The sequence below is a fragment of the Tellurirhabdus bombi genome (assembly GCF_021484805.1).
Classification (GTDB): Bacteria; Bacteroidota; Bacteroidia; order Cytophagales; family Spirosomataceae; genus Tellurirhabdus; species Tellurirhabdus bombi.
Genome location: NZ_CP090557.1, coordinates 4,660,523 through 4,685,412 on the forward strand (window position 1 = coordinate 4,660,523; position 24,890 = coordinate 4,685,412).

The following is a 24,890-nucleotide window of genomic DNA, read 5'->3' on the forward strand; positions in this document are numbered from 1 at the left end:
AACTATATGAATTACACAGTTGAGAAAAACGAGCAGTACGCACTCATCAAGCTACAAGAAACATCGTTTGGGGGCGAAGTGCCCGCTGATTTTGAGACCTTGGCTCGTAGCCTGTTCCGCGAGGGATACAGCAACCTTATTGTCGACTTCAGCCCACTTGACGATGTAGATTCGGGTGGTGTTGGCGTTATTCGGAAAATTAATCGTCAATGCACCAACGAGTTAGGTTTACTTGTGTTGGTAACCGATAAGGATAGCACGGTTGATTTGCTGGATTCCTTCAAGATTCAGGATTTAACCATTCTGCCTACCATTGAAGAGGCCATTGACGCCGTTTTTATGAACGATCTTGAAAACGATTTCCGCAACGAAGAAGATGACAGCTATGATGGGTTTGAAGGCAGCACGACTTCCGAACCTTGATTTCTGGCACCTACGCTTTGTTTCTGATTCTAACCTGTAGCTGTTTAGCTAATGAATTTTAACCTGACGATACTGGGTAGTGGCTCGGCAACCCCCATGCTGGGCCGGCACCCTACCGCACACTTACTGGAAATTGATAGTGATTATTTCCTTGTGGACTGCGGGGAAGGAACCCAGTATCGACTCATGGAACATAAATTACGTCCTGGTCGGCTTCGCTATGTTTTTATCAGTCACCTGCACGGCGATCATTACTTCGGTCTGGTTGCACTGCTTTCCAGCCTTAATCTGGCGGGACGGCAGGAAGACCTTTACCTGTTTGGGCCGCGCGGACTGGTGGACATTCTGACGCTCCAATTTCGTTACTCCGACACGCGCCTGGGTTTTGCGCTGCATTTTCAGGAAACCGATCCGACCCAGCCAACGCTGTTGCTCGATTTGCCGCATCTGGCTGTCGAAAGCATTCCGCTGGAGCACCGCATCGACTGCACCGGCTATATTTTCCGCGAAAAGCCCCGAAAACGGAAACTGATCAAAGAAAAGCTACCGACCGACATGCCTATTGATTACCTGCGGCGCTTAAAAGATGGAGAGGATATCTCCGATGAGGCAGGAAATGTTCTGTATAGTCAGGCTGATTACACGCTTCCGGCGCCGCCGTCCCGGTCGTATGCCTTCTGCTCTGATACGCGCTATACAGAGAGTTTTCTGGACCAAATCGCGGGGGTCGAAGTTTTGTACCACGAAGCCACTTTTCTGGACGACCTCACGGAACGTGCCATCGAAGTGTTTCACTCGACCGCCCGGCAGGCGGCTACCATTGCGGCCAAAGCGGCGGCGGGTCGGCTCCTGATTGGCCACTTCTCGTCCCGCTACAAACAAACGGATGGTTTTCTGGCCGAAGCACGTAGCGTTTTCCCCGAAACTTACCTGGCCATTGAAGGGCAGACAATTGAGCTTTAGCCATTGGAAATATGAGGCAGAGTACCGAACTTAGTTCTTTTACTGCTGCCTCTAACCATGACTACTTCTACCATCTTTACGAACAGGCGATCGTCCCTTTATATCTTCCTGAGCGCGGTTTTCCTGACCAATGCCCTCATTGCTGAAATCATTGGCGTCAAGATTTTTTCGACCGAAACGCTGCTAGGTATTCGCCCCGCCCAACTGCATTTATTCGGTGATTTTGTGCTGGATTTCAACCTGACCGCCGGGGCGGTCATCTGGCCCTTTGTCTTTATCACCTCCGATATCATCAACGAATATTACGGTGTTCAGGGCGTGAAGCGCATTTCGTACGTCACTGCCGGGTTTATCGCTTATTCTTTTGTGATTATTTACATCGGAACAGCCCTGCCACCCGCCCAGTTCTGGCTGGATGTCAACGCCAAAGATGCTTCGGGCCAGGCCATTAACATCAACAATGCTTTCGGAATGATTTTCCGGCAGGGTTTGGGCATCATTATCGGCTCGATCACGGCGTTTCTGGTGGCGCAGTTACTGGATGCTACCATATTCGCTTCGTTAAAAAAGCTAACGGGCAATCGTAAAATCTGGCTTCGTGCCACGGGATCAACGCTGGTTTCGCAGCTCATCGACAGCTTTGTGGTGCTCACCATCGCCTTTTACATCTTCGGAAACTGGTCGTTTGCGCAGGTAATTGCCGTGGCCATTGTTAATTACATCTACAAATTTACCACGGCTATTCTGCTGACGCCCTTGCTGTATGTAGCGCATTACCTGATTGATCGTTACCTCGGGCCGGAGCGCGCCCGTGAGCTGGCCAACGAAGCGAGTATGCCCGTGACTATGTAATACTTCGCCGTAAGTTGTCGCAGATAACCGCCGTGGCAATGCCGACATTCAGCGATTCCGCGTCCCCGTAGCGCGGAATCGTTATTTTATGCGAGACAAACTGCTCGACGGCGGGACTGATTCCGTTGGACTCATTACCCATAACCACATAGCCCGAACGACTAAAATTCATCGTGTGCACATTTTCGCCGTCCAGAAAAGCGCCGTACACCGGACTTTTATCTAAACCAGCCAGATAATCAGGCAATTGGCAGAAATACCATTCTACCCGCGTGAATGACCCCTTGCTGGACGAAATTACCTTAGGATTGTACACATCCGCCGTTGTTTGTGAGCAAATAAGCTTTCGGATGCCGTACCAATCAGCAATACGAATGATCGTCCCCAGGTTGCCCGGATCGCGAATATCGTCCAGAATTAAAGCAAATTCGTCGGCCTCAGCGGTCAGAAAGCGATTTTCTTTCGTTTTAGCTACGGCCAGACAAGTGTCATTGGTGGCCAGCGTGCCTACTCGTTCCAGATCCGCCTGGCTGACCATTTCCAATCGAATGCGTTGTTTATCCAGTAACCGAACGTTTTCTTTGTAGAATGACTCGGTTGTTAGCACCAGATCGGTGTCGTAATTGGAGGCGATTAATTCGAGTACACTTTTGGCTCCTTCCACCAAAAAAGCACCGTGTTCCTGCCGGAATTTTTTCTGATGCAAGGACTGAATATACTTACTGAGCGATTTAGAAAGCATGAATAAACGATATGATTTACAACTTCGCCATACGTCAACAGGACGGTCCGCCGCGCGGTTGTTACTAATGGTTGGATTAACGTCGATCTTATCGGGTTGCCTGAATCGAATCAGCCTGAAGAACAACGAATATCTGCTGTATAATCAGTCTATTCGGGGCAACAAAGCCATTCCAAGTACCGATCTGGAAACGCTGATTCCCCAAAAACCAAATCGCCGCATCCTCCGATTACCCATTACATTTGGGCTTTGGTTTTACCAAATCGGCTCGAATAACTACAACCGGGATGCCGTCCAGCGCGAATTGGATGCTAAAATTAAGGAATATGAACAACAAAGCGAGCAGCTAGCCAATAACGAAAAAGCGCTGAATAAACTCACCAAGAAAAATACCCGCCAGATTCAGCGACTTCGCCGAAAGGTAGAAGAAGGCAACTGGGTGATGCGGGTTCTGGGCGAACCCCCGGCCTACTTTCAGGTTACCGATGTGCAGAATAACACCCAGAAAATGCGTAGTTACCTGGTTCAGCACGGTTTTTTTCTGGCAAAAACGTCTTACCGGGTAGATACGCTGCTCGGTCGGCGCGTGCGGGTGAATTACCTGGTTGAAGAAAACATTCCTTTTCACTTACGCAACATTACGTACCGCATTGCTGATCCGACTGTCGATTCACTAGTTCGCCAATCGCTTTCCAAGTCGCTGCTTAAATCGGGGGATCGCTATTCAGCGGACAACATTACCAACGAACGCATCCGAATTGAAGAATTGCTCCGTAACCAGGGCTATTACGCTTTTTCCCGGCAGTTTATTCCCGTTCCGCTGGATGCCGACGCCGATACGAGCCGCACGGTTCAGAAAGACTCGCTCCCCCGCCCCATCGATTTGTGGGTCAACATCGTCAATCCACCGGGACAGAAACGTCACCCAGTTTACCAGATTGGCGATGTAGAGGTGCGCATAGGTCGGACAACCAGCCGCCGCACTACACTTGAGGTCGATACCGTTGATTTAAATGGAATTCGCTTTTACTTAGGTCAAGGCCGCTATTCGACGCGCCTGCTCGACAGCCGGATATTCCTGCGACCCAACAGCCTTTACCGCATCAGCGATTTTCGGGAGACCCAACGCCAGTTATTTCTGCTGAATCAGTTCAAATTCACGAATGTCAACTTCACGGATACGCTTAACTACCGCCTCCGCACCATCATCACGGCGGCTCCCATCGACAAATACGAAATCAGCGCCGAGAGCGGTTTATTCGTTCTTTATCAGGGGTCTGGCACGGTTCCCGGCCCTTTTGGCAACCTGACTTTCCGCGTCCGGAATATGTCGGGCGGATTGGAAACGTTCGAGACCTCCGTACGCTTCGGCATTGAAGCACAAACTGGTTTTATCCGGCCAACTCCTAACTCACCCTCTTTTTATTCTGCACAGGAATTTGGGCTGAACACATCGCTGACGTTTCCGCACATCCTCTTTCCCGGTCGAACGCGCTTTACGCTGAACCGGTACAATCCACGTACGCAATTTTCACTGGGCTACAATTTTACCGGTCGTCCTGACTATACACGACGTCTGTTTCGGGGAACGATGTCTTACAGCTGGTTGAAAGAACCAACCAAACAATTTACGCTTTCCATAGCGGACATCAACTACCTGAGAGCCGACATTAAAAGAAATGAAGTTGGAGCCGCCTTTCAGGATTTCCTGGATGAACAAGATTCGCTGGGGAGTACCATCAAGCAAAGCTTTCTTAACTCGTTTGCGTCGAGTGTAGGCTTTGCTTACACCTACAACACCAACATCATTGGACAGAACCGACGCGCCAACTTCCTGCGCATCGCCCTCGAATCAGGGGGAACAACGTTGAACCTTACGTCCAACCGGCAGATTACTGAGTGGACGGACAAAACAGGCTTACAATTATATAAATACCTGAGAGCCAATGTCGATTTTCGGCATTACGTCCCGGTACGTCGCCGGTCTACGCTGGCGTTCCGCCTTAATACTGGTTTTCTGTATGGCTACGGGCCTAACCAAACCGCCCCTTACGAAAAACGCTTTTTTGCAGGCGGGAGCAACAGCATCCGGGCCTGGCTACCCCGACGGCTGGGTCCAGGTTCGGCGCTTCCCCGAACGAAAGGGATCAATACTCTGGAACCTGAGATGAATCCACGCCGGCCGGAGCAGTTTGCCTACAACTTTGAACAACCGGGCGATATTTTGCTGGAAGGCTCGGCGGAGCTGCGTGGTCACCTCCTGCACTTAGGAGCCGATATCGATGGGGCCGTATTTATTGATGCCGGAAACGTCTGGACCCGACGCGACGAAAACTCCAACCGGATTGGTGAGGAGTTCAGGCCCAACAACTTCCTCAGCCAGATTGCCGTTGGAACTGGCGTTGGTCTGCGGTTCGATTTTTCGTTCTTCATTATCCGCTTCGACGGGGCCGTCAAGGCGTATGACCCGGCGCGGCGTTACATCAGCCCCATAACTAACGAGCTGGTTGACGAGCGTTTTTTCCTGCCTAAATTCCGCTTCGACCGTATGTTTAAGGGAGCCAATCCGCTGGTTATTAATTTTGGTATCGGTTATCCATTCTAAACCTGACAAAGTGTCACTCCATCCCAAAAATCTTTGTAACTTTGCGGAACAATTAGTGGCTGGCTTTCTTGTGCGCTATTAGGTGCTTAGCGGATTGCCAAAAACAGACAATATTGCATTTATGGAGCGGATTGCAGAATTAACCATACTAACGGATACCGACAAAGAAGCCTGTGAGTTGCCACGTGTGTCGGTGGATGAATTAGCAGTCAATAAAAAACGATTATACATCGAAAGCTACGGCTGTCAGATGAACTTCTCGGATAGTGAGATTGTAGCGGCGGTCATGCGTAATGCTGGCTTTGCCACCACGTCTACTGCCGAAGAAGCCGATGTTATCTTCCTGAATACCTGCGCTATCCGCGAAAATGCTGAGCAGAAGGTGCGCAACCGGCTCAAGCAGCTGACCGTCCTGAAAAAGCGCAAGCCGGAATTGCTGGTTGGTATGCTAGGCTGTATGGCTGAGCGGCTCAAAACCAATTTGCTGGAAGAAGAAAAAATTGTGGACATCGTGGCCGGACCTGATGCCTACCGCGATATTCCCAAGCTGGTAGAAGAAGCTGAATCGGGGCAAAAAGCGGTGAACGTATTTTTGTCGCGGGAAGAAACCTACGCCGATATTTCGCCGATCCGTCTGAATTCAAACGGCATCACGGCCTTTATTTCCATCATGCGGGGCTGCGATAATATGTGTAGCTTTTGCGTCGTACCCTTCACGCGGGGCCGCGAACGGAGCCGGGACGCCCATTCCATCGTTCGGGAAGCGCAGGACTTGTTCGACAACGGGTATAAAGAAGTAACCCTGCTGGGTCAGAACGTCGATAGCTACAAATGGGCGAACGAAAGTGGCACGGAAACGGTCAACTTTGCGCAGTTGCTGGAGCGAGTTGCGCTGATTCATCCCGATTTACGGATTCGCTTCTCGACCTCACACCCTAAAGACATTACCGATGAAGTGCTGCACACAATGGCGCAGTACGACAACATCTGCAACTACATTCACCTCCCCGCCCAAAGCGGCAACAGCCGGGTTCTGAAACTGATGAACCGGACGTATGACCGCGAGTGGTACATCCACAAAGTTGATCGCATTCGCGCCATTTTAGGGGAAGATTGCGGGCTTTCGCACGACATGATTGCCGGTTTCTGCTCTGAAACGGAAGAAGAACACCAGGATACGCTGTCGCTGATGGAATACGCCAAGTACGACTATGGATACATGTTTGCCTATTCGGAGCGCCCCGGTACTTTGGCCGCCAAAAAATACGCTGACGATATTCCGCACGAGGTCAAAATGCGCCGCCTGAACGAGATTATTTCGCTTCAGCAAAAGCTGTCGCTCGAGCGGAACAAACGCCACATCGGTCAAGTACAGCGTGTTTTGATCGAAAACACATCCAAGCGTTCGGAAGACTTCCTGAGTGGTCGTAATGATCAGAACAAAGTCGTTGTTTTCCCGAAAGGAAACCTGAAAAAAGGGCAGTATGCCAATGTACTGGTGACGGATTGTACACCAGCAACGCTGATTGGTGAAGCCATTGATTGACCAACTTGCCCTGATTTATGAATTTACCAGAAATCCAATCGGTCAAACTACGTTTTGGCATCATCGGCAATGCCCCGGCGCTGAATTATGCCATTAATGTAGCCCTTCAGGTGGCTGCAACGGACCTGACTGTACTCATAACGGGCGAAAGTGGTAGTGGAAAAGAATCGTTTTCCAAGATTATTCATAGTCTAAGCTCCCGCAAACATGGCCAGTTTATTGCCATTAACTGCGGGGCAATTCCTGAAGGAACCATTGATTCTGAGCTGTTTGGCCACGAGAAAGGCGCCTTTACGGGCGCCGTTGACCAACGCAAAGGGTATTTCGAAACGACAAGCGGCGGAACCATCTTCCTGGATGAGATCGGGGAAATGCCGATGGGAACCCAGGCCCGTTTGCTACGCGTCCTCGAGAACGGGGAATACATCCGGGTGGGTTCATCCAAGGTGTTGAAAACCGATGTGCGGGTAGTTACGGCTACCAATGTCAATTTGCTGGCCGCTGTCGAAAATGGGAAATTTCGGGAGGATTTGTACTACCGACTGAATACGGTGCCGATTTACGTACCGCCCCTGCGCGAACGGGGCGACGACATCGAACTGCTTTTTCGGAAGTTCACGAGCGATTTTGCCGAACGTTACCGCATCAAACCCATTCAGTTGTCGGAGGCGGCCAAGCAGTTGTTGCTGCGTTACCCTTTTCCGGGTAATATTCGGCAGTTGAAAAACATGGCTGAGCAAATTTCGATTCTGGAATCGGAAGGCAACAAGGTTATTGAAGCCGATGCGCTCTCCAAATACCTACCGCAGGTTTCGGCTAAGCAACCCCAGTCATCCATGCTGGTTCCGGGGCTAACGGCGGCTGATAGCAACGCGCTTTCTGAACGGGAACTGCTGTATAAGGTGCTTTTTGACATGCGCCGTGACATGAATGAGTTGAAAAAACTGGTGCTGGATGTACTCAAAAATGACCAGTACGGCCCCGATATTCTCAATAACCATAAAAACCTGTTCGAGACGATTCAGCCTACGGACCTCCGACCCGAAGCTGAGCCACCGCGTTTGCTGCCTCCACCGGCCATTATTGAGTACGATCAGTACGAAAATGAAGACAATGCCAACGCCATAACCGTCGAAGATATTACGCACGAAACCGAAGAAGACGATTCGCTGTCCCTTGAAAAAAAAGAGAAGGAGATGATTGAGAAAGCCCTTCAACGAAATCATAATAAACGGAAATATGCCGCACAGGCACTGGGCATCTCTGAGCGAACGTTATACCGGAAAATCAAGCAATACCAGATTGATGAAAAAGAGTAATTCACTATCAATACAGCTCGGGAAACTGCCTCAGCGGAGCAAACAAGCTATTCTGAGTACCCTGTTGCTGTCCTTCTGCTCATTTTTCATTTCCTCCTGTAAAATTTATTCCTTTACCGGCACAACGCTTAATCCAGATATCAAGTCGGTGACTGTGAATACATTTACACTTTCGTCGGCCGGTGGGCAGGCCAACCTGCCTCTGCAATTGACGGAGCGAATGAAAGAATATTACCAGCGGTATACCAACCTGAAAGTGGTTCCGTCAAATGGCGATCTGGTGCTGGACGGTAGCATCACCGGCTATGATGTGACCCCCATCGCGCCAACGGCCAGTGATCAGGCAGGACAGAACCGCCTCACGATTGCGGTGCAGGTACGCTTTGCCAATAACAAAGACGAAACTAAAAACTTCGATCAGACTTTTTCTTTTTATCAGGATTTCCCCCAGAATCAGACGCTGACTCAAAATGAAGCCAGGCTCGTACCCCGCATTCTTGATCAGTTAGTCCTGGATATTTTTAATAAAACGGCGGCAGACTGGTAAAATAAATGAGTACCTTTTGGCGGCGATCTATTTTGTACCCCATGGACCAGTTAGATAAAGAAACTTTTTCGTTTTGGGTCACCCATCCAGATGAGTTACTACAAACTGATTTTCCCGTTCTGCAACAGGCCCTAAAGCAGTATCCTTATTGCCAGGCGCTGCACACGTTGGGGGCCAAAGGAGCGTCCATTCACCAAAAGAGCCACGCGATTGAATGGATCCGAAAAGCGGCCGCCCACGCTATTAGCCGTAATTCCCTGCGCAAACTCATTGATAATGAGTTCCAATGGTCGGATAATCTGCTTGGTCGCCTAACGGATTTATCATCTAAACACGTACCAATTCCCGACGACTATCAGAAGGAAAGCTACGCGCTCTTCAAGGAGAAAGCAGACCAGAACCGCACGTTTGCGGCCTTTTCGTTCTTAGATTTTACGAAACCTGATTTCGAAAAACCGATAAGCGACCGCCTTCCCGACAAGCTGGAACCCGAAGCGGCTCAGCCAGCTATCCAGATCGTTGACGAAAGTGCCCTAGCCGAAACTAAGCTGCAAACAGGCCTGGAAAAACAGGTTCCGGATACCTCCCCGGCCAAATTAGTGGAACAGGAGGCCGATCCGATCCGCAAAAAAGAGCTGGAAATTATTGAAAATTTCATTCGCAACGAGCCTCAAATCTCGCGTGTGCGGCTAAAATTAGGCGAAGAAACGCCCCAGGAAGATCTTTCCCGACGCACCGGGAGCAGCATCGGAGGCGGATTGGCCACCGAAAGTTTCGCCAAAATTCTTGTCCAGCAAGGGAAACTGGATAAAGCGATTGACATTTACCAAAAACTAATGGTGAAAAATCCGGAAAAAAATACTTATTTTGCGGGAAAAATAAACGAACTGGAAGCGCAGAAAAAGAAGTAACCATTTCGTCTAAAAGGCATATTATCACCTAATCATTATTATGGCTGTTTCTGTATTAGTCGTTCTAATTTGTATTCTAGCGGTTTTGTTGATCTTGATTGTATTGGTTCAAAACTCAAAAGGTGGCGGGCTAGCTGGCGAATTCGGCGGATTGGGCTCCAATCAGCTGATGGGCGTCAAGAAAACAACCGATGTATTGGAACAAATCACTTGGGGTCTGGGTCTCGGTATTATGGCATTGGTTTTGGCATCCTACATGGTGATTGATAGAACGCCAGCAGGTGCTCCTATCAACAGCGTTAATGTTGAAAAAGCAGCGACCAAAACAATTCCGGGCGCTGCCTTGCCTACACCTGGTCAGCAGCAACCCGCGGGCAATGCTCCGGCCCCGGCTACAACGCCACAAAGTGGTTCAGCGACAAAATAATGGCGCGAATCCTTACTGCATTAAAAAAGCTCTTCTAGCCAGAAGAGCTTTTTTAATTATCGGGCCTTACCCTGTTGTTCTACCAACCGCTGTGCCATTGGCAGGAGCGTTTCCTCCAGAGGCACTGTTTGTTTAGCTTCAATTAAGTATGTAGCCGGATTGGGCAAATGGGGCTGTCGGCGGATGAGTTCCAGCTTTAAGCCTTCAAAAGTTTTCCCAATTCCTTTCCGAACCGATTCGAGGTACTGCATGCGTACCCTTCTCCCCGTTGTTCTCAAACCGGTATACAAGGTTGTATTGAACTGGTAGATATAGGTTTCGGGCTTACTCGTCCAGTGCAGAAACAGGTATCCTTCCTCTTTCCGAAGAGGCAATACGCCAATCGGTTGCAGTTTCAACTCCGCTTCGATTTCCTGCGCCATCTGCTGGCCTTCATCGCGTGCTTCCCGAAAACGCGGCAAGGCAAAATCCACGATGGCATCCACTTGTTGCAGGTAGGTATCGTCAACCGTACGGGGTTCGTACCGTAGCGTAAGCTTTTCTAAATCAAAACCGGTTACATCCTTGGGAAAGCGCCTCGAAAGCGTACCTTTGCGGCTTCGGAATTGGACGCCATTCTCGTAGTGGTCATGCAAATCCGTCAGGTCAGGATATAACTTTTTGTCAGAAAAATGTTGACGAACCTCTTGCAGGTAAGCCAGTACAACAAATTTTTTATACTCAAAATCAATCCACTCTTGAGTCAACCAGTCTTTTTGTAGTCGCTTCATAGGCATTTTCAGAATTGATACGGTCGGTCGAGCAAGTCATAAGTTAGCAAAAAGTGACAATTTCCAAATGGCCTTTCCCCAAAAAGATTCTGACAGGCATTTTGTTTTACTAAATGAGCATTTTGCAACAATTAGGCCCTCAACCTGAAAAAATGTCAGTTTCGTCTGCCACGGCTCTGATTGGCATAGAAAGTGACAGTGGCGGAGTACAATTCTTCCTAAAGAACACAGTTAAATAAAACCTAAAACACAAACCCAATTATGGCAACAGTAACGGAAAGTGTAGAAGTAAACGTAAAGCCGTTGGCTGATCGGGTGCTGGTAGAACCGGCTCCTGCCGAAGAAAAAACTGCATTCGGTATCATCATTCCAGACACTGCAAAAGAAAAGCCCCAGCGTGGAACGATCGTTGCCGTTGGTAATGGCAAGAAAGATGAGCCGTTGACAGTGAAAGTAGGCGACACAGTACTGTATGGCAAATATGCTGGTACAGAAATCACTGTGGAAGGCAAAGAGTACCTCATCATGCGTGAGTCTGACATCTTTGCGATCATCTAATCGTTGAGGTTTCGTCCTGTAACAACAGGAAACTAGAAACTACGGTCGTTTCTTTTCACAATCGTTCACTCATTTAATCATTAAAACAATGCCTAAGAAAATATTTTTCGATACAGAAGCCCGCGATAAGATAAAAAAGGGCGTCGATACACTGGCTGATGCCGTTAAGGTAACGCTGGGACCAAAAGGTCGTAACGTTGTTATTGACAAGAAATTCGGTTCACCAGCCATCACAAAAGATGGTGTAACGGTAGCTAAAGAAATTGAGTTGAAAGATGCCATCGAAAACATGGGCGCTCAACTCGTGAAAGAAGTTGCTTCTAAAACAGCTGATTCTGCCGGTGACGGTACAACTACAGCTACTGTTCTAGCCCAGGCGATTTACTCAATCGGTGCGAAAAACGTAGCGGCAGGTGCTAACCCAATGGACCTGAAACGTGGTATCGACAAAGCCGTTATCACTATCGTTAACGAGCTGAAGTCACAATCACGGACGATCGAAACGTCAAAAGAAATCGCGCAGGTAGCAACAATCTCGGCGAACAGCGACGAAGAAATTGGCCAGATGATCGCTAACGCGATGGAGAAAGTTGGTAAAGAAGGTGTTATCACGGTTGAAGAAGCGCGTGGAACGGAAACCGAAGTTAAAACGGTGGAAGGGATGCAGTTCGACCGCGGTTACCTGTCTCCTTACTTCGTGACAAACACGGAGAAAATGGAGGCCGATCTGGACCGTCCGTTCATCCTGATCTCTGAGAAGAAAGTTTCTTCGATGAAAGAACTGTTGCCTGTGTTAGAGCAAGTAGCGCAAACTGGTCGTCCTCTGTTGATCATCGCTGAAGATGTTGACGGAGAAGCACTGGCTACGCTGGTTGTGAACAAAATCCGTGGCGCTCTGAAAGTAGCGGCCGTGAAAGCTCCAGGTTTCGGTGATCGTCGGAAAGCTATGCTGGAAGACATCGCGATCCTGACGGGTGGACAGGTGATCAGCGAAGAGCGTGGCTTCAAACTGGAAAACGCTTCGATCGAATACCTAGGAACAGCTGAGAAGATCCTCATTGACAAAGACAATACAACTATTGTTAACGGTGCGGGTCAGACAGAAAACATTCAAGGACGGGTTAACCAAATCAAAGCACAAATCGAAAACACAACGTCTGACTACGATCGTGAGAAGCTGCAAGAGCGTCTGGCGAAATTGTCAGGTGGGGTTGCTATTCTTTACATCGGTGCCGCTACGGAGGTTGAGATGAAAGAGAAGAAAGACCGTGTTGATGATGCTTTGCACGCAACTCGCGCTGCCGTTGAAGAAGGAATCATCTCCGGTGGTGGTGTTGCTTTCATCCGCGCAATCAAAGGATTGGATAGCATCCAGTCTAACAACGAAGACGAGAAAACAGGGGTTAACATTATTCGTGTAGCGCTGGAGTCACCGCTGCGTACGATTGTGGCTAACGCTGGTGGCGAAGGTTCTGTCGTGGTTAACAAGGTGAAAGATGGCGAAGGTGACTTCGGCTACAACGCCCGCGAAGACCGTTTCGAAAACCTGATTGCTGCTGGTATCATTGACCCAACGAAAGTAGCTCGTCTGGCACTGGAAAACGCCGCGTCAATCGCCGGTCTGTTATTGACAACCGAGTGTGTGATTGCTGACGAACCAGAAGAAGCTCCGGCTGGTGCTGGTGCCGGCCACCCAGGTGGCATGGGCGGCATGATGTAATCAGCCCCTTCCCTATAGAAAGCAAAAAGCCTCTGACTAATGTTAGAGGCTTTTTGCTTTCTATACCACTACCAACAAAAAAGCCCTGCGAGATTCCCGCACGGCTTTCTGATTTACTCAACGTTATGAAAAACTTTTCTTTTCAATGCAAATATATATAAGTATGATAAAAAAACGCTTTTTATACAAAAAAAATTCACCAAAAAAAACGCGCTTAATCAGAAATCAAAAATCATTAATTTTCTGTATATCAAAACTTTAACTAGTGATTCACAAAAAAATACTTTCTGACTGTCAGAAATAATTTCCTCTTTTATCAGACGGAAATCACCCCATCATGGATCACTAGTTTCCGATCAGCCATGTCCGCCAGTGATTCATTGTGTGTAACAATAACGAACGTTTGTCCAAGTTCGTCCCGAAGGCGAAAGAATAGTTGGTGTAAATCCTCCGCATTTTTAGAGTCCAGATTACCGCTTGGTTCGTCGGCAAACACAATAGCTGGCGAATTGACCAGCGCCCGCGCCACCGCCGTGCGTTGCTGCTCGCCCCCTGACAAATGCGACGGCAAATGATCTTTACGGTGGCCCAGCCCCAGAATGGACAGTATTTCTTCCGCCCGCTTCCGTACTTGTTGTTCGTCGTTTCCGCTCATAAAGCCCGGCAAACAGACATTTTCCAGGGCCGTAAATTCGGCCAGCAGATTGTGAAATTGAAAAACAAACCCAATTTTGCTATTTCGGAAACGAGCCAATTCTTTCTCATTTAATCGGAAAACATCATTTCCGTCCAGACTCACCTCGCCCGTATCAGGTCGATCCAGCGTTCCCAGAATATGAAGCAGGGTACTTTTTCCAGCTCCGGACGCACCCACGATTGAAACGACTTCGCTCGCCTGAATGCTTAAATTGATTCCTTTCAGAACCGGCAGACTGCCGTAATTACGCGTAATATTGTTTGCTTGAAGTAATGGTTGCATATTTTTTTAGTAACTAAGGGAGTTGTTACAGAGCGCCAAAGTGGACTTTTGCAAATCTCTTCGCCACTTTGTCACGCTGAAACTTTGTCCCTCCGTAGTTTGTCGCTAATTTGCCCAAAAATTTGACATTTTTCATTATTCCTTGTTCTGTTCCGTATGAATATACATGAGTACCAAGGTAAAGAAATACTGAAACGCTACGGCGTTCGGGTTCAGGAAGGCCTTGTTGCCGAGTCGCCAGAGAAAGCGGTGGAGGCAGCCAAACAAATCATGGCTCAGACCAATTCCAAGTTTGTTGTTGTAAAATCGCAAATTCACGCTGGTGGTCGCGGAAAAGGTAAAATCGTAGGCAGCGAACAACGCGGCGTTCAACTCGCCAAGTCAGTCGATGATGTACGCGATATTAGTAAAAACCTCATTGGTAACGTACTTGTTACGCACCAAACCGGGCCAGAAGGTAGAAAAGTAAATAAAGTTCTGGTAGCTCAGGATGTTTATTACCCAGGCGCATCAGAACCGAAAGAATATTACATCGGTATTCTGCTGGATCGTGCCAAAGGATGCAATGTCATCATGGCCAGCACCGAAGGCGGTATGGACATTGAAGAAGTTGCTGAACATACGCCCGAAAAAATTGTCAAAGAGTGGATCGATCCACGCGTTGGCTTGCAACCATTCCAGGCCCGGAAAGTAGCTTTTGCACTCGGTTTGGAAGGCGAAGCGTTCAAAGAAATGGTGAAGTTCGTGACTTCTCTGTACAAAGCGTACGTTGAAACGGACTCGTCTATGTTTGAAATCAACCCAGTACTGAAAACCTCAGACAACAAAATTCTGGCGGTTGATGCCAAAGTAAACCTGGATGATAACGCCCTTTTCCGCCACGGTGATCTGGCTGGCCTACGTGATGTAGCCGAAGAAGATCCCCTGGAGGTTGAAGCAACGGCTAGCGACCTGAATTACGTTAAGCTCGACGGAAACGTGGGTTGTATGGTAAACGGCGCTGGTTTAGCGATGGCCACGATGGATATCATCAAGCTGTCAGGCGGTGAGCCGGCTAACTTCCTGGACGTAGGGGGTGGAGCTAACGCCAAGACCGTTGAGGCCGGTTTCCGGATTATCCTGAAAGATCCGAATGTAAAAGCCATCCTGATCAATATTTTCGGTGGTATCGTTCGTTGCGACCGCGTAGCAACGGGCGTTGTGGAGGCTTACAAAGCCATTGGCGACATCAAAGTACCGATCATTGTGCGTCTACAAGGAACAAACGCCGAAGAAGGTGCCCGCATTATCGACGAATCTGGACTGAAAGTTTACTCAGCCGTTCAGTTGAAAGATGCAGCTAAAAAGGTTACCGAAGTTCTGGAAGAATTAGGTCTTTAAACCTTAAGCTATATATCATTCTGTTAAAAAGCGAAAGGACCCGATTGGGTCCTTTCGCTTTTTAGTTTGGAAGACGTTTGTCTTAGTATTTTTTGTTGAAGTATTTCATTGCATCCGGAATCTGACTCTGGATATCGCGGATACGGCGCTGGTCAGAGGGGTGCGTTGACAGAAACTCAGCTGGTTTTTTACCGCCACTGGCTTGCGACATGCGGGTCCAGAAACCAACGGCTTCCTTTGGATCGTAACCGGCAATGGACATAAAGATCAGTCCCAGCTTATCGGCTTCCGATTCCTGGCTGCGGCTATGCGGCAAGGCCCGTAGCACTTGATAACCCACCGGGGCCGCTGCCCCAACGGCTTGCAGCAACAAGGCATTGGTCTGGCTGCGTTGCGATTGCGATAGGGTTCCCAACACCAGTTGTCCGCCCTGAATCAGTCCGTTGGCGAGCAGTCCTTCACTCATTCGTTCGTTGCCGTGCTCAGCAATGGCGTGCGATACTTCGTGACCCATAACGGTAGCAATCCCCGCTTCATTCTGGCAAATGGGCATAATCCCCGTATAGAAAGCAACTTTTCCACCGGGCATACACCAGGCGTTCACCTGCGGGCTCTGGATTAAGTTAAATTCCCACTGAAAACCATTCAGACGGCTCGCAAAATTATTGGCATTCATGTAGGACTCAACGGCTCGTTGAATGCGTGCCCCTACTCGTCTTACCATCTCCGCCTGCTCTCCCGACCGAACAACCCGGCTCGTATCCAATACTTCTTTATAATTGGAGAAACTGAGGGGTAACAACTGCGAACTTGGAACGAGCCGTAACTGACTTCGGCCACTCAGCGGAACCTTTTGGCATCCGATGATTAAACCGATCAGCAGCGTGGCTATGACAGTACGTTTCATTGACTTAATAAGTTAGTTTTCTAAAAGACTTGATTTGGCTCAAAAGTATCATATATGACTGTTTCCCCTTGTTGTTTGTTTAATTTTTTTAAGCATAGTCAGTCATTAGTCCTTAGATTTGTGCCAGCACCTGAGGTTTAACCACGTAGACAAATAAGATTCATGAAGATTATTGCTGTTGGCAGAAACTACGTTGAGCACATAAAAGAACTAAATAACGAGCAACCGGAAGATCCGGTCATTTTTACCAAGCCCGAAACAGCTATTCTACGAAACAACGATCCATTTTATTATCCAGACTTTTCAACGGACGTTCATTTTGAGGTAGAAATCCTGATTCGGATCAACCGGGCAGGGAAAAATATTGAGGAAAAATTCGCGCACAAATATTACGACGAAATCGGGATTGGCATCGATTTTACGGCCCGCGACCTTCAGTCGAAGCTCAAAGCCAAGGGGTTGCCCTGGGATTTAGCCAAAGGCTTCAACGGATCGGCACCCATTTCAGCATTTGTTCCCAAATCGCAGTTTCCCGACTTACAAAATCTAAACTTCCAGTTAGACCTTAATGGCGAAACCCGGCAGCAGGGCAATACGTCATTGATGCTGTTTAAGATTGATTACCTTATTTCGTTCGTTTCCAGATACTTCCTGTTACAACAGGGCGATATTATTTTCACGGGTACGCCCAAAGGCGTTGGCCCCGTTCAGGTTGGCGATGTATTAACGGCTTCCATCGAAGGCCAGAAAATGCTGGAGTGCTCGGTAAAATAAGTATACAGAAAGGCGTTTGTAATGAGCATACGTCGGGATTTTAGCAATTATGAGGCGGAAGAAACGTAGTTATATTTCTCTTATTTTCCTTTTACTGATCGCAATTAGTGCCACGCAGGCCCAACAGGCACCCCGTCCGGGTAAAGAGGTGTTGAAAGCAATTCAGCCGGGTTATTTCATGTTTCCTATTATGCCGGGAGATATTAACTCCCTTTCGGGTGCTATGGGCGATTTGCGGGCTAATCACTTTCACGCGGGCATCGACATCCGAACCCAGCAACGCGAAGGTCTTGCGGTTCACGCCGCCGCCGATGGGTATATTTCCCGCATTGCTGTTTTTACAGGTGGGTACGGCAACGTTCTTTTCGTTAAACACCCCAACGGCCTAACTACCGTGTATGGTCACCTGAAAAGCCTAAGTGATCCGCTAGCCACTTATTTACGCGAAAACCAATACAAAAAACAAACCTTTGAAATCGATTTACGGCCCGAACCCGGTCAATTTATCGTCAAAAAAGGAGGCGTAATTGCCTTATCGGGCAATACGGGCGGGTCGGGTGGGCCTCACCTGCACTTCGAAATTCGGGATGAGAAAAACAACTTATTAAATCCATTGCTCTTTGGTTTTCAGGAACTTGAAGACACTACGCCGCCCTTTTTCGATAAAATTGCCCTTCGCCCTTTAACACCCACTTCCCGCATCAATGGGCAAGCATCACGCGTCGTGTTGCAGCCTGTCAAGCGGCCCAACGGCGATTATGTGCTTACGCAACCGGTTACAGCTTCGGGCCTGATCGGGCTAGAAATTCTGGCTTATGACCGCACCAACGGGACACCTTATAAGAACGGTTTGGGATGCATCGAGATTCAACTCGATGACCGTGAAGTGTTTGCCTATAACATGGATAATTTTCCGAATGACCAAACGCGCCTGATCAACGTCCACATGGATTACGCGACGGAGCAGTTAACCGGACAGCGCTATCACCGCTGCTACATCGCCGATGGGAACAATCTTCCTCTGTACCAAACCGATGCCACCAAAGGGAAACTTCCTCTATTTGATGGCGAGTCGCACGAAGTTACCATCACCCTGTTTGACAGTTACCAGAACTCAACGCATTTGCGCTTTACGGTAAAAGCCGATACGTCAGAGTCCGCCCCCATTGCGAGGCTGAAGCCAAGTAACCTGCCTACCGTACTGACCAGCGCCGCCGAGGAGAATACGCTGCTGATCCGCGCCCGCAATCTACCGACTGCCGATGCTCCCCCGGCCATTCTGCACACCAGCAGTGCGAAGATAGAAGTTCCAGTAGCGTATGTGCGGGGCAACGAAGCGGTTTATGTGGTGGACCTGAATCAGTATCTGCCGGATTCGGTGCAAGTTGGAAAAGCCATTTTGCCGTTAAATTATAGAAAACGCATTCACCCCGGACGGGAGGAGACCTATAAGCAGGAAGATGTATCGATTGCCTTTGCGCCAAGTAGTTTGCTGGACACCTTGCACTTAACGGTCAAGCGTACGGGTAATATGATCGCGATAAATCAGCTTACGGTCCCTTTAAATGATAACATTGGTGTTAACTTTGCCCCTTCAGAACCGGTAGAAGATAAACAACGAACCCAAATTTATCAGGTCAGCGGTGGGCGTCGAAAATACATTGGTGGCTTCTGGAAAGATGATCGGTTTCATTTCCGGCCTCGTGAACTGGGCACGTTTAAGTTGTTAACCGATACAAACGCTCCGGTAGCAAAATGGATACGGAAGGATTCGGAGGGTTTAGTAGCAACCATCAAAGACGACTTATCGGGTCTTGAGAGCTTTCGGATGCTGGTCAATGGGGAATGGGTCTTGATGCAATATGACTACAAACGGGCCCTTATCTGGTCAGACCGCCTCGATCGTACCAAGCCATTCGAAGGAGAGGTAGTCCTGGAGGTCAAAGATCGTGCGGGCAATAAAACGTTATTGACCGCCAACCTGCCAATGGTTACCGCGCAGGCGGATTCTGTCTCTAACGTACCCCCTTCTACTGTAAAACAATAGTCCAGCTATGGCACTTAAAATTGGCGATCAAGCCCCTGATTTTGAATCAAAAGACCAGAATGGCCAACCCATTCGGCTCTCGGATTTCCGGGGGCGGAAGGTTGTTCTGTACTTTTATCCTAAAGACGATACCTCTGGTTGTACGGCCCAGGCCTGCGACCTCCGCGACAATTATGCCGACCTGCGCCAAGCGGGTTATGACGTGTTGGGCGTGAGTGTCGATGATGAAAAATCGCATCAGAAGTTCATCGGCAAATATGATTTACCATTCGGTCTGGTTTCCGATACGGATAAGCAGGTCGTTGAAGCGTATGATGTCTGGAAAGAAAAATCAATGTATGGCCGCAAATACATGGGCACCGTCCGGACGACGTTCGTTATTGATGAAAACGGAATTATTACCGACATCATCGAAAAAGTTGATACAAAAAAACACACGGAACAGATTTTAAAATAATGGAGATTCAAGAATTAGCACACATTGCTACGCAGGTCCGGCGCGACATCGTACGGATGGTTCACGCTGTCAATTCAGGCCACCCCGGCGGTTCACTCGGCTGTACCGATTTACTGGTTACGCTTTATTTTGACGTTATGAAGCTAAAGCGGGACGGAGAAGGCAAGGTCATTTTCGACATGGATGGTCGCGATGAAGACCTGTTTTTCCTTTCCAACGGGCATATCTCGCCGGTTTTTTATTCGGTGCTAGCGCGGGCGGGTTATTTTCCCATTTCCGAGCTGGCCACCTTCCGGAAGCTGGACAGTCGTTTGCAGGGCCACCCAACCACGGCAGAGCACCTGCCGGGCGTTCGGATTGCTTCCGGTTCATTGGGACAAGGTTTGTCGGTAGCTTGTGGCGCCGCTTTGGCTAAAAAATTGAACGGTGACGATAATCAGGTTTATGTCTTGATGGGCGATGGCGAACAACAGGAAGGCCAGGTCTGGGAAGCCGCTACCTTTGCACCGCACCACAAACTGGGTAATCTGACGGCCATCATCGACTTCAATGGCCAGCAAATTGACGGCCCGACTAAACTCGTGATGAACAACCGTGATCTGGGCGAAAAATACCGCGCATTTGGCTGGAACGTAGTCGAAACCAACGGCAATGATTTGGCCGATTTGAGCAAAGTGCTGCACGAATCCCAGTCTGACCCGGAAGTACCCACGCTGATTCTGATGAAGACCGAAATGGGCTTTGGCATCGACTACATGATGGGTAGCCACAAATGGCACGGCGTTGCTCCGAACGACGAGCAACTGGCCGTTGCGCTGAACCAATTGCCGCAAACGGTAGGAATCGAAGATTATTAATGCCTGAAATCTTCGCAATATTCGTCTCTTTCAATTTTTGACTCAATGAAAAAATACACATACACCGAGAAAAAAGACACTCGCTCTGGTTTTGGCGCGGGAATTTTAGAACTAGGACGTACCAACCCAAATGTCGTTGCTCTGACGGCTGACTTGGCCGGCTCCCTGAAGTTGGAAGGTTTTATTAAAGAATTTCCCGAGCGCTACATCCAGTGCGGGATTGCCGAAGCAAACATGATTGGCGTCTCGGCTGGTCTGACCATTGGCGGTAAAATTCCATTCGCCACGACTTTTGCCAACTTTGGATCGGGTCGGGTTTATGACCAGATTCGTCAATCGGTGGCCTATTCCAATAAAAACGTAAAAATCTGCGTATCCCACGCCGGCTTAACGTTGGGCGAAGACGGCGCTACGCACCAGATTCTGGAAGATCTTGGCATGATGAAAATGCTGCCTAACATGGTGGTTATCAATCCGTGTGATTTCAACCAGACGAAAGCGGCTACTATTGCCATTGCGGAGCATGAAGGGCCTGTTTACCTGCGTTTCGGTCGTCCGGTTATCCCTATTTTCACGCCTGCCGATCAGAAATTTGAAATTGGTAAGGCCATTAGTCTGAACGAAGGCGCCGATGTGTCGATTTTCGCGACAGGTCACCTGGTTTGGGAAGCCATCAAAGCTGGTGAAATCCTGGCCGAAGAAGGTATTGAAGTCGATCTGATTAACATTCATACCATCAAACCGCTGGATTCGGAAGCCATTCTGGCCTCGGTTAAGAAAACGGGTTGTGCCGTTTCTGCCGAAGAGCACCAGTTGAACGGTGGTCTTGGTGATAGCATCGCGCAGCTTCTGGCACGTAATAACCCCGCTCCGTTGGAAATGATCGGAGTAAACGACTCCTTTGGCGAAAGTGGTACGCCCGACCAGTTGATGCAGAAATACGGCCTGACTGCCGACAAAATCGTTGAAGCAGCTAAAAAGGCCATGAGCCGCCGTGCTTAACTGTCACTTTTTTAAACTAAGAAGGGCGGGAATCGAGGTGATTCCCGCCCTTCTTGTTGTAGGCCCTACCCTAGTGCTTCAACTGCGCCTTGGTTTTCAATTCGTCGGGACTGTCGTTCGAATAAGCCTTAAACGTATCCCGCGACGGCGTGGTAAAAAGAGCCTGAATGACGGATAGATTAACCGTTTCTTTCGGGTTAAACCGGTCCGATTGCATGTATTGCGTCAGGCTGTGCAGAAGTTGCTGCGCTACCGGACGGTTTTCGGCATCGCTCGTCAGATCCGCACTGCACAACATCAATTTCCCGTCCCCTACTTTCGTTTCCAGCAGAAGACCCAGCTTACGATTTAAAAACCACGTATCGATGGGCTGCACCAGTGGCCGGAAGCTAGCCGGAAAATCTTCCAGATTCATTACCTGCGCACGGTTTAAAATTTCCCACCACTGCAAATTGCTGTGATAATCGGTCGGAAAATCGGCGAAGGCGGGAGCTTTCGGATCTACCACAATGCCCAGCGTGTGGGGAGGCCGCATCTTGAACCAGGACGTATTCCAGAAAACCGGTGCGAAATGCTGTACCACTTCTTTGCCTTTTTCAATCTTGCCCGCCGCCTGCAAAAAGACACTGCCACCCGCTTTCAAAACCTCTTCGGCTTTAGCATCCAGCGCGGTCGTAAAATGGATGTCATTGGAACGTGTGTCGGGTAAATTGGCCGGATAAACCCAGATTTCCCAATCGTTGCCAAACAAGGTACCATCCAGCGAAACGGTTAATGTCAACTTACTCGCTTTCTGAATACTGGCCAATGCCGTATTAATCGAGCCAAGCGCGAAGTTGCTGCCAATGGGTACGTCTTTCGGCTCAAATGCGCCGCTAGCTATCTTTTTGCCCTTTTCATCGGTAAGCGTCCAGGAAGTCTTGGCCTTTGTTAATGGAGCTTTTCCAAAATGATACAGTTCGACTTCAGCCTGCAAGGTTTCGTTATTGCGGTAAACGAATTTGGGCAGCCGCGCCAACGGAACGGTCTGGTTACAGAAGCGCGTGAATTCCTGCTCATTCAGGTAACCTTTCTCCTCCCAAAACGCATCCAGCAAACCAACTAGCGCCGTGCCCTGCCCCGAGTAATCGTTCAGTGAGAGCAACTGAAAACCAGCCGCGCCGGGCGTACGTAGCGACATTTCCATTTCATTTTTGTAGCTCAGCACCTGCAATTTGCCCGAAGCCATCAGGAAACGTTCACCCAGATCGGCCATGCCCCGATCGGCCAGATCTTCCTGGAATAATTCAAAATTTTTGGCTTTATAAACCCCTGTATATTTTTTGATTTCCTTGAAATTCGGGAAAGCACACCACTGACCCATCTCATGCGCCAGATAAGGCACGTTGAAATCGGCGATTTTTGCGCGGTAGTTTTCTGTACTGGCTGGACGTTTGTCCCACGGCAGGTTCCGCGGCCCGGATTTCACCATAAACTCATTCTCCGGCACCAGCGGCCAACTCATACCAACCGAAGCGCCCGTGTATTTCCGGCGCGTGTCTTTTGCTTGCCAATACTTGATAAATTCCGCGAGGTATTTCGCCTGATTTCGGCCAGCAGGCTCGTTCCCGTAGGCCAACATGCAAAAGGAAGCGTAGTTGCCGTATACCTTCGCCATGCGGTCAGTTTCCTCATAAATGAACTGATCGACGGGCTTGCCATCGCCCAGTGATGTGCCGTGGTTGCACCAGCTTGGCCCTTCCGGTTGCAAGTAAAAGCCTACCAAATCCGCCGCCACAAACGCCGCTTCGGGCGGACAATACGAATGAAAACGCATGTGGTTCAGGCCGTATTTTTTGGCGATTTTAAACACGCGTTCCCAGCCGGCTACATCCATTGGCGCATAGCCCGTCAACGGAAACTGGCAATTTTCAACCGTTCCGCGCAAGTGGATGGGTCGCCCGTTGATGGAGAACCGGGTGCCATCAATCCCAAAATCGCGCATACCAAACTGCACGTTTTTTTCGCTCTGCAAGCCGGTACTAGTGCTTAGGTTAGCGGTAAGGCGGTACAAAGCCGGGTCGAATTCGTCCCAGGTTTGGATGTTATCGCCCATCGGATACTCCAGTTCCAGCGTTATTTTTGTGCCTTCCAGGGTAAACGGCGCGGTCAGTGGCTTTACTTGCTGTTTGACTGACGTGTTAAAACTGTTTGCATTTAAGGTAATATTTCCCGTCACTGGCTTTTCTAAAGAACTGTGTACGGTCATTTTCACCTTCGCCATCTTCCGCGCTATATCCGGGTAAACCTGCACATCGTCGAGCCAGATCGGCGCCGTAGCCTGTAATTCCAATTTACCAACCACGCCGTTCCAGTTACCCTGCGTATGATCAGTCAGGCTGTGGGAGTCTTTGCCTACGTTTATTTCCTTGATGCGGTTGTCGATGCGGAGCGTAATGACGTGCTTACCGGGAGAGAGTGCAGCACTTAGATCAAATTCGTGCGCCACGACCATGCTATTTTCCATACCAATCTCCTTGTCATCCACCCAAACGCGCGTTTCGGTATGAGGTCGTTCGAGGTAAAGACTGATACGCTGCCCTTTCCAACTTTTAGGAATATTGACCTCTTTCTGGTACCAGGCCGCACCAACGTAGTGCTTGTCGGGCGTTAACCAGAACGGAAATTTCAGGTTATCAGCCCGCCGGAATTTTTCCATTCTCGGGTTAAAATACCACGAACTGTCGTAGATACTGCCGGTCCATTTTGTTTGCAGCGTCACCGGATCGCCTTTGCCATTTTCGAGCATAGAACCCGGCAACTTGATAGTCTCTCGCAATTTGGCAGAAAACCAACGCTCCGAAATGCCTTTATCAGCCGGGTCGGCCTGAAATCGCCAAGTTCCTTTCAGATCAATGATGGGCTTGGCCGCTTGCGCTCCTGCGACCACCAGGAAGAGACTGAATACTAAAGCAAGCAAACGGGAGAGTGGTTGACACATGGCAAAAATGAATTGATTTTGGGCTACCTCCCTTTTTCGAATGTAGTCCCTAAGTAGAATCCTGTCAAATTTCCAATACCAATCCCCCCCAACTCTCCCGCACTCACCTGTCGCTTGGCGCGAT

Annotated in this window: 22 protein-coding genes; 17 read left to right on the top strand and 5 right to left on the bottom strand. The window is 49.0% G+C overall.

The annotated features are described in order from the left end of the window. The first annotated feature begins 6 nt into the window (after nt 1-6). From L0Y31_RS19835 to L0Y31_RS19845, 3 genes are read left to right on the top strand one after another with little or no spacing between them, the layout of a single operon-like run. Nucleotides 7-423 (top strand): STAS domain-containing protein, encoded by a 417-nt coding sequence (locus tag L0Y31_RS19835; RefSeq protein WP_234734824.1) that lies wholly within the window; start codon nt 7-9, stop codon nt 421-423. A 51-nt stretch (nt 424-474) separates the two neighbouring features. Continuing rightward, nucleotides 475-1,386 (top strand): ribonuclease Z, encoded by a 912-nt coding sequence (locus tag L0Y31_RS19840; RefSeq protein WP_234734825.1) that lies wholly within the window; start codon nt 475-477, stop codon nt 1,384-1,386. Between the two features lie 57 nt (nt 1,387-1,443). Beyond that, entirely contained in the window at nt 1,444-2,238 is a 795-nt protein-coding gene (locus tag L0Y31_RS19845) for a queuosine precursor transporter (RefSeq protein ID WP_234734826.1), read from the top strand. On the opposite strand, the gene L0Y31_RS19850 is transcribed toward L0Y31_RS19845, so the two are convergent. Continuing rightward, the gene (locus L0Y31_RS19850) at nt 2,231-2,980 is read right to left on the bottom strand and encodes a TrmH family RNA methyltransferase (RefSeq protein WP_234734827.1); all 750 of its coding nucleotides are present in this window, start codon (nt 2,978-2,980) and stop codon (nt 2,231-2,233) included. The two genes, L0Y31_RS19845 and L0Y31_RS19850, sit on opposite strands and share 8 nt — an antisense overlap. Between L0Y31_RS19850 and tamL the strand changes: the two genes are divergently transcribed. The 6 genes from tamL to secG all read left to right on the top strand — a co-directional run bounded on the left by tamL (nt 2,979) and on the right by secG (nt 10,335). Next, the gene (tamL, locus tag L0Y31_RS19855; RefSeq protein ID WP_234734828.1) at nt 2,979-5,585 is read left to right on the top strand and encodes a translocation and assembly module lipoprotein TamL; all 2,607 of its coding nucleotides are present in this window, start codon (nt 2,979-2,981) and stop codon (nt 5,583-5,585) included. The two genes, L0Y31_RS19850 and tamL, sit on opposite strands and share 2 nt — an antisense overlap. Before the next feature lie 121 nt (nt 5,586-5,706). After that, nucleotides 5,707-7,131 (top strand): tRNA (N6-isopentenyl adenosine(37)-C2)-methylthiotransferase MiaB, encoded by a 1,425-nt coding sequence (gene miaB, locus L0Y31_RS19860; protein ID WP_234734829.1) that lies wholly within the window; start codon nt 5,707-5,709, stop codon nt 7,129-7,131. Nucleotides 7,132-7,148: 17 nt separating this feature from the next. After that, nucleotides 7,149-8,450 carry a sigma-54 interaction domain-containing protein gene (locus L0Y31_RS19865; RefSeq protein ID WP_234734830.1) on the top strand — a complete coding sequence of 434 codons (1,302 nt, stop codon included), beginning with the start codon at nt 7,149-7,151 and terminating at the stop codon, nt 8,448-8,450. A 154-nt stretch (nt 8,451-8,604) separates the two neighbouring features. Then, nucleotides 8,605-8,997: an LPS assembly lipoprotein LptE gene (gene lptE, locus L0Y31_RS19870; protein WP_234734831.1), complete on the top strand. Its 393-nt coding sequence runs from the start codon at nt 8,605-8,607 to the stop codon at nt 8,995-8,997. A gap of 41 nt (nt 8,998-9,038) precedes the next feature. Further along, entirely contained in the window at nt 9,039-9,908 is an 870-nt protein-coding gene (locus L0Y31_RS19875) for a hypothetical protein (protein ID WP_234734832.1), read from the top strand. A gap of 40 nt (nt 9,909-9,948) precedes the next feature. Next, the gene (secG, locus tag L0Y31_RS19880; protein ID WP_234734833.1) at nt 9,949-10,335 is read left to right on the top strand and encodes a preprotein translocase subunit SecG; all 387 of its coding nucleotides are present in this window, start codon (nt 9,949-9,951) and stop codon (nt 10,333-10,335) included. A 56-nt stretch (nt 10,336-10,391) separates the two neighbouring features. On the opposite strand, the gene L0Y31_RS19885 is transcribed toward secG, so the two are convergent. After that, nucleotides 10,392-11,105, bottom strand: a complete 714-nt coding sequence (locus L0Y31_RS19885) for a hypothetical protein (protein ID WP_234734834.1) — start codon at nt 11,103-11,105, stop codon at nt 10,392-10,394. A 261-nt stretch (nt 11,106-11,366) separates the two neighbouring features. On the opposite strand from L0Y31_RS19885, the gene L0Y31_RS19890 reads away from it, so the two are divergent. Both L0Y31_RS19890 and groL read left to right on the top strand, forming a co-directional pair. After that, nucleotides 11,367-11,663: a co-chaperone GroES gene (locus L0Y31_RS19890; protein WP_234734835.1), complete on the top strand. Its 297-nt coding sequence runs from the start codon at nt 11,367-11,369 to the stop codon at nt 11,661-11,663. Between the two features lie 88 nt (nt 11,664-11,751). Beyond that, nucleotides 11,752-13,383, top strand: coding sequence for a chaperonin GroEL (gene groL, locus L0Y31_RS19895; RefSeq protein ID WP_234734836.1), 1,632 nt, complete (start codon nt 11,752-11,754; stop codon nt 13,381-13,383). 316 nt (nt 13,384-13,699) lie between these two features. Here the strand turns inward: groL and L0Y31_RS19900 are convergent, their stop codons facing one another. Next, nucleotides 13,700-14,362 (bottom strand): ABC transporter ATP-binding protein, encoded by a 663-nt coding sequence (locus L0Y31_RS19900; RefSeq protein ID WP_234734837.1) that lies wholly within the window; start codon nt 14,360-14,362, stop codon nt 13,700-13,702. Nucleotides 14,363-14,518: 156 nt separating this feature from the next. Here L0Y31_RS19900 and sucC point away from each other — a divergent pair, with 156 nt between their 5' ends. Further along, entirely contained in the window at nt 14,519-15,742 is a 1,224-nt protein-coding gene (gene sucC, locus L0Y31_RS19905; protein WP_234734838.1) for an ADP-forming succinate--CoA ligase subunit beta, read from the top strand. 82 nt (nt 15,743-15,824) lie between these two features. Here the strand turns inward: sucC and L0Y31_RS19910 are convergent, their stop codons facing one another. Continuing rightward, on the bottom strand, nt 15,825-16,649 hold the full coding sequence (locus L0Y31_RS19910; protein WP_234734839.1) for a M48 family metallopeptidase: 825 nt from the start codon (nt 16,647-16,649) through the stop codon (nt 15,825-15,827). Between the two features lie 162 nt (nt 16,650-16,811). Between L0Y31_RS19910 and L0Y31_RS19915 the strand changes: the two genes are divergently transcribed. From L0Y31_RS19915 to L0Y31_RS19935, 5 genes are read left to right on the top strand one after another with little or no spacing between them, the layout of a single operon-like run. Then, entirely contained in the window at nt 16,812-17,423 is a 612-nt protein-coding gene (locus tag L0Y31_RS19915; protein WP_234734840.1) for a fumarylacetoacetate hydrolase family protein, read from the top strand. A 49-nt stretch (nt 17,424-17,472) separates the two neighbouring features. After that, a complete protein-coding gene (locus L0Y31_RS19920) occupies nt 17,473-19,470 on the top strand; it encodes a M23 family metallopeptidase (RefSeq protein WP_234734841.1) in 1,998 nt (665 codons plus the stop codon). A gap of 7 nt (nt 19,471-19,477) precedes the next feature. Next, nucleotides 19,478-19,927 carry a thioredoxin-dependent thiol peroxidase gene (gene bcp / locus L0Y31_RS19925; protein ID WP_234734842.1) on the top strand — a complete coding sequence of 150 codons (450 nt, stop codon included), beginning with the start codon at nt 19,478-19,480 and terminating at the stop codon, nt 19,925-19,927. Then, nucleotides 19,927-20,784 carry a transketolase gene (locus tag L0Y31_RS19930; RefSeq protein ID WP_234734843.1) on the top strand — a complete coding sequence of 286 codons (858 nt, stop codon included), beginning with the start codon at nt 19,927-19,929 and terminating at the stop codon, nt 20,782-20,784. Before bcp ends, L0Y31_RS19930 begins: the two co-directional genes overlap by 1 nt. Nucleotides 20,785-20,829: 45 nt before the next feature. Further along, complete coding sequence (locus L0Y31_RS19935; protein ID WP_234734844.1) at nt 20,830-21,786, top strand: transketolase family protein; 957 nt, start codon at nt 20,830-20,832, stop codon at nt 21,784-21,786. A 70-nt stretch (nt 21,787-21,856) separates the two neighbouring features. Here L0Y31_RS19935 and L0Y31_RS19940 read toward each other — a convergent pair whose 3' ends face one another. Further along, nucleotides 21,857-24,766: an exo-beta-1,4-galactosidase gene (locus tag L0Y31_RS19940; RefSeq protein WP_234734845.1), complete on the bottom strand. Its 2,910-nt coding sequence runs from the start codon at nt 24,764-24,766 to the stop codon at nt 21,857-21,859. Nucleotides 24,767-24,890 lie beyond the last annotated feature (124 nt).

What these genes read in the sequence shown, in the direction of transcription:
- L0Y31_RS19935 (WP_234734844.1), top strand. Translation starts at nt 20,830, where the DNA reads ATGAAAAAATACACATACACCGAGAAAAAAGACACTCGCTCTGGTTTT.
- L0Y31_RS19835 (WP_234734824.1), top strand. Translation starts at nt 7, where the DNA reads ATGAATTACACAGTTGAGAAAAACGAGCAGTACGCACTCATCAAGCTA.
- L0Y31_RS19910 (WP_234734839.1), bottom strand. Translation starts at nt 16,649, where the DNA reads ATGAAACGTACTGTCATAGCCACGCTGCTGATCGGTTTAATCATCGGA.
- L0Y31_RS19920 (WP_234734841.1), top strand. Translation starts at nt 17,473, where the DNA reads ATGAGGCGGAAGAAACGTAGTTATATTTCTCTTATTTTCCTTTTACTG.
- tamL (WP_234734828.1), top strand. Translation starts at nt 2,979, where the DNA reads ATGAATAAACGATATGATTTACAACTTCGCCATACGTCAACAGGACGG.
- L0Y31_RS19865 (WP_234734830.1), top strand. Translation starts at nt 7,149, where the DNA reads ATGAATTTACCAGAAATCCAATCGGTCAAACTACGTTTTGGCATCATC.
- L0Y31_RS19840 (WP_234734825.1), top strand. Translation starts at nt 475, where the DNA reads ATGAATTTTAACCTGACGATACTGGGTAGTGGCTCGGCAACCCCCATG.
- L0Y31_RS19850 (WP_234734827.1), bottom strand. Translation starts at nt 2,980, where the DNA reads ATGCTTTCTAAATCGCTCAGTAAGTATATTCAGTCCTTGCATCAGAAA.
- sucC (WP_234734838.1), top strand. Translation starts at nt 14,519, where the DNA reads ATGAATATACATGAGTACCAAGGTAAAGAAATACTGAAACGCTACGGC.
- L0Y31_RS19885 (WP_234734834.1), bottom strand. Translation starts at nt 11,105, where the DNA reads ATGAAGCGACTACAAAAAGACTGGTTGACTCAAGAGTGGATTGATTTT.
- miaB (WP_234734829.1), top strand. Translation starts at nt 5,707, where the DNA reads ATGGAGCGGATTGCAGAATTAACCATACTAACGGATACCGACAAAGAA.
- L0Y31_RS19845 (WP_234734826.1), top strand. Translation starts at nt 1,444, where the DNA reads ATGACTACTTCTACCATCTTTACGAACAGGCGATCGTCCCTTTATATC.
- L0Y31_RS19890 (WP_234734835.1), top strand. Translation starts at nt 11,367, where the DNA reads ATGGCAACAGTAACGGAAAGTGTAGAAGTAAACGTAAAGCCGTTGGCT.
- L0Y31_RS19875 (WP_234734832.1), top strand. Translation starts at nt 9,039, where the DNA reads ATGGACCAGTTAGATAAAGAAACTTTTTCGTTTTGGGTCACCCATCCA.
- L0Y31_RS19930 (WP_234734843.1), top strand. Translation starts at nt 19,927, where the DNA reads ATGGAGATTCAAGAATTAGCACACATTGCTACGCAGGTCCGGCGCGAC.
- bcp (WP_234734842.1), top strand. Translation starts at nt 19,478, where the DNA reads ATGGCACTTAAAATTGGCGATCAAGCCCCTGATTTTGAATCAAAAGAC.
- L0Y31_RS19940 (WP_234734845.1), bottom strand. Translation starts at nt 24,766, where the DNA reads ATGTGTCAACCACTCTCCCGTTTGCTTGCTTTAGTATTCAGTCTCTTC.
- L0Y31_RS19900 (WP_234734837.1), bottom strand. Translation starts at nt 14,362, where the DNA reads ATGCAACCATTACTTCAAGCAAACAATATTACGCGTAATTACGGCAGT.
- secG (WP_234734833.1), top strand. Translation starts at nt 9,949, where the DNA reads ATGGCTGTTTCTGTATTAGTCGTTCTAATTTGTATTCTAGCGGTTTTG.
- groL (WP_234734836.1), top strand. Translation starts at nt 11,752, where the DNA reads ATGCCTAAGAAAATATTTTTCGATACAGAAGCCCGCGATAAGATAAAA.
- L0Y31_RS19915 (WP_234734840.1), top strand. Translation starts at nt 16,812, where the DNA reads ATGAAGATTATTGCTGTTGGCAGAAACTACGTTGAGCACATAAAAGAA.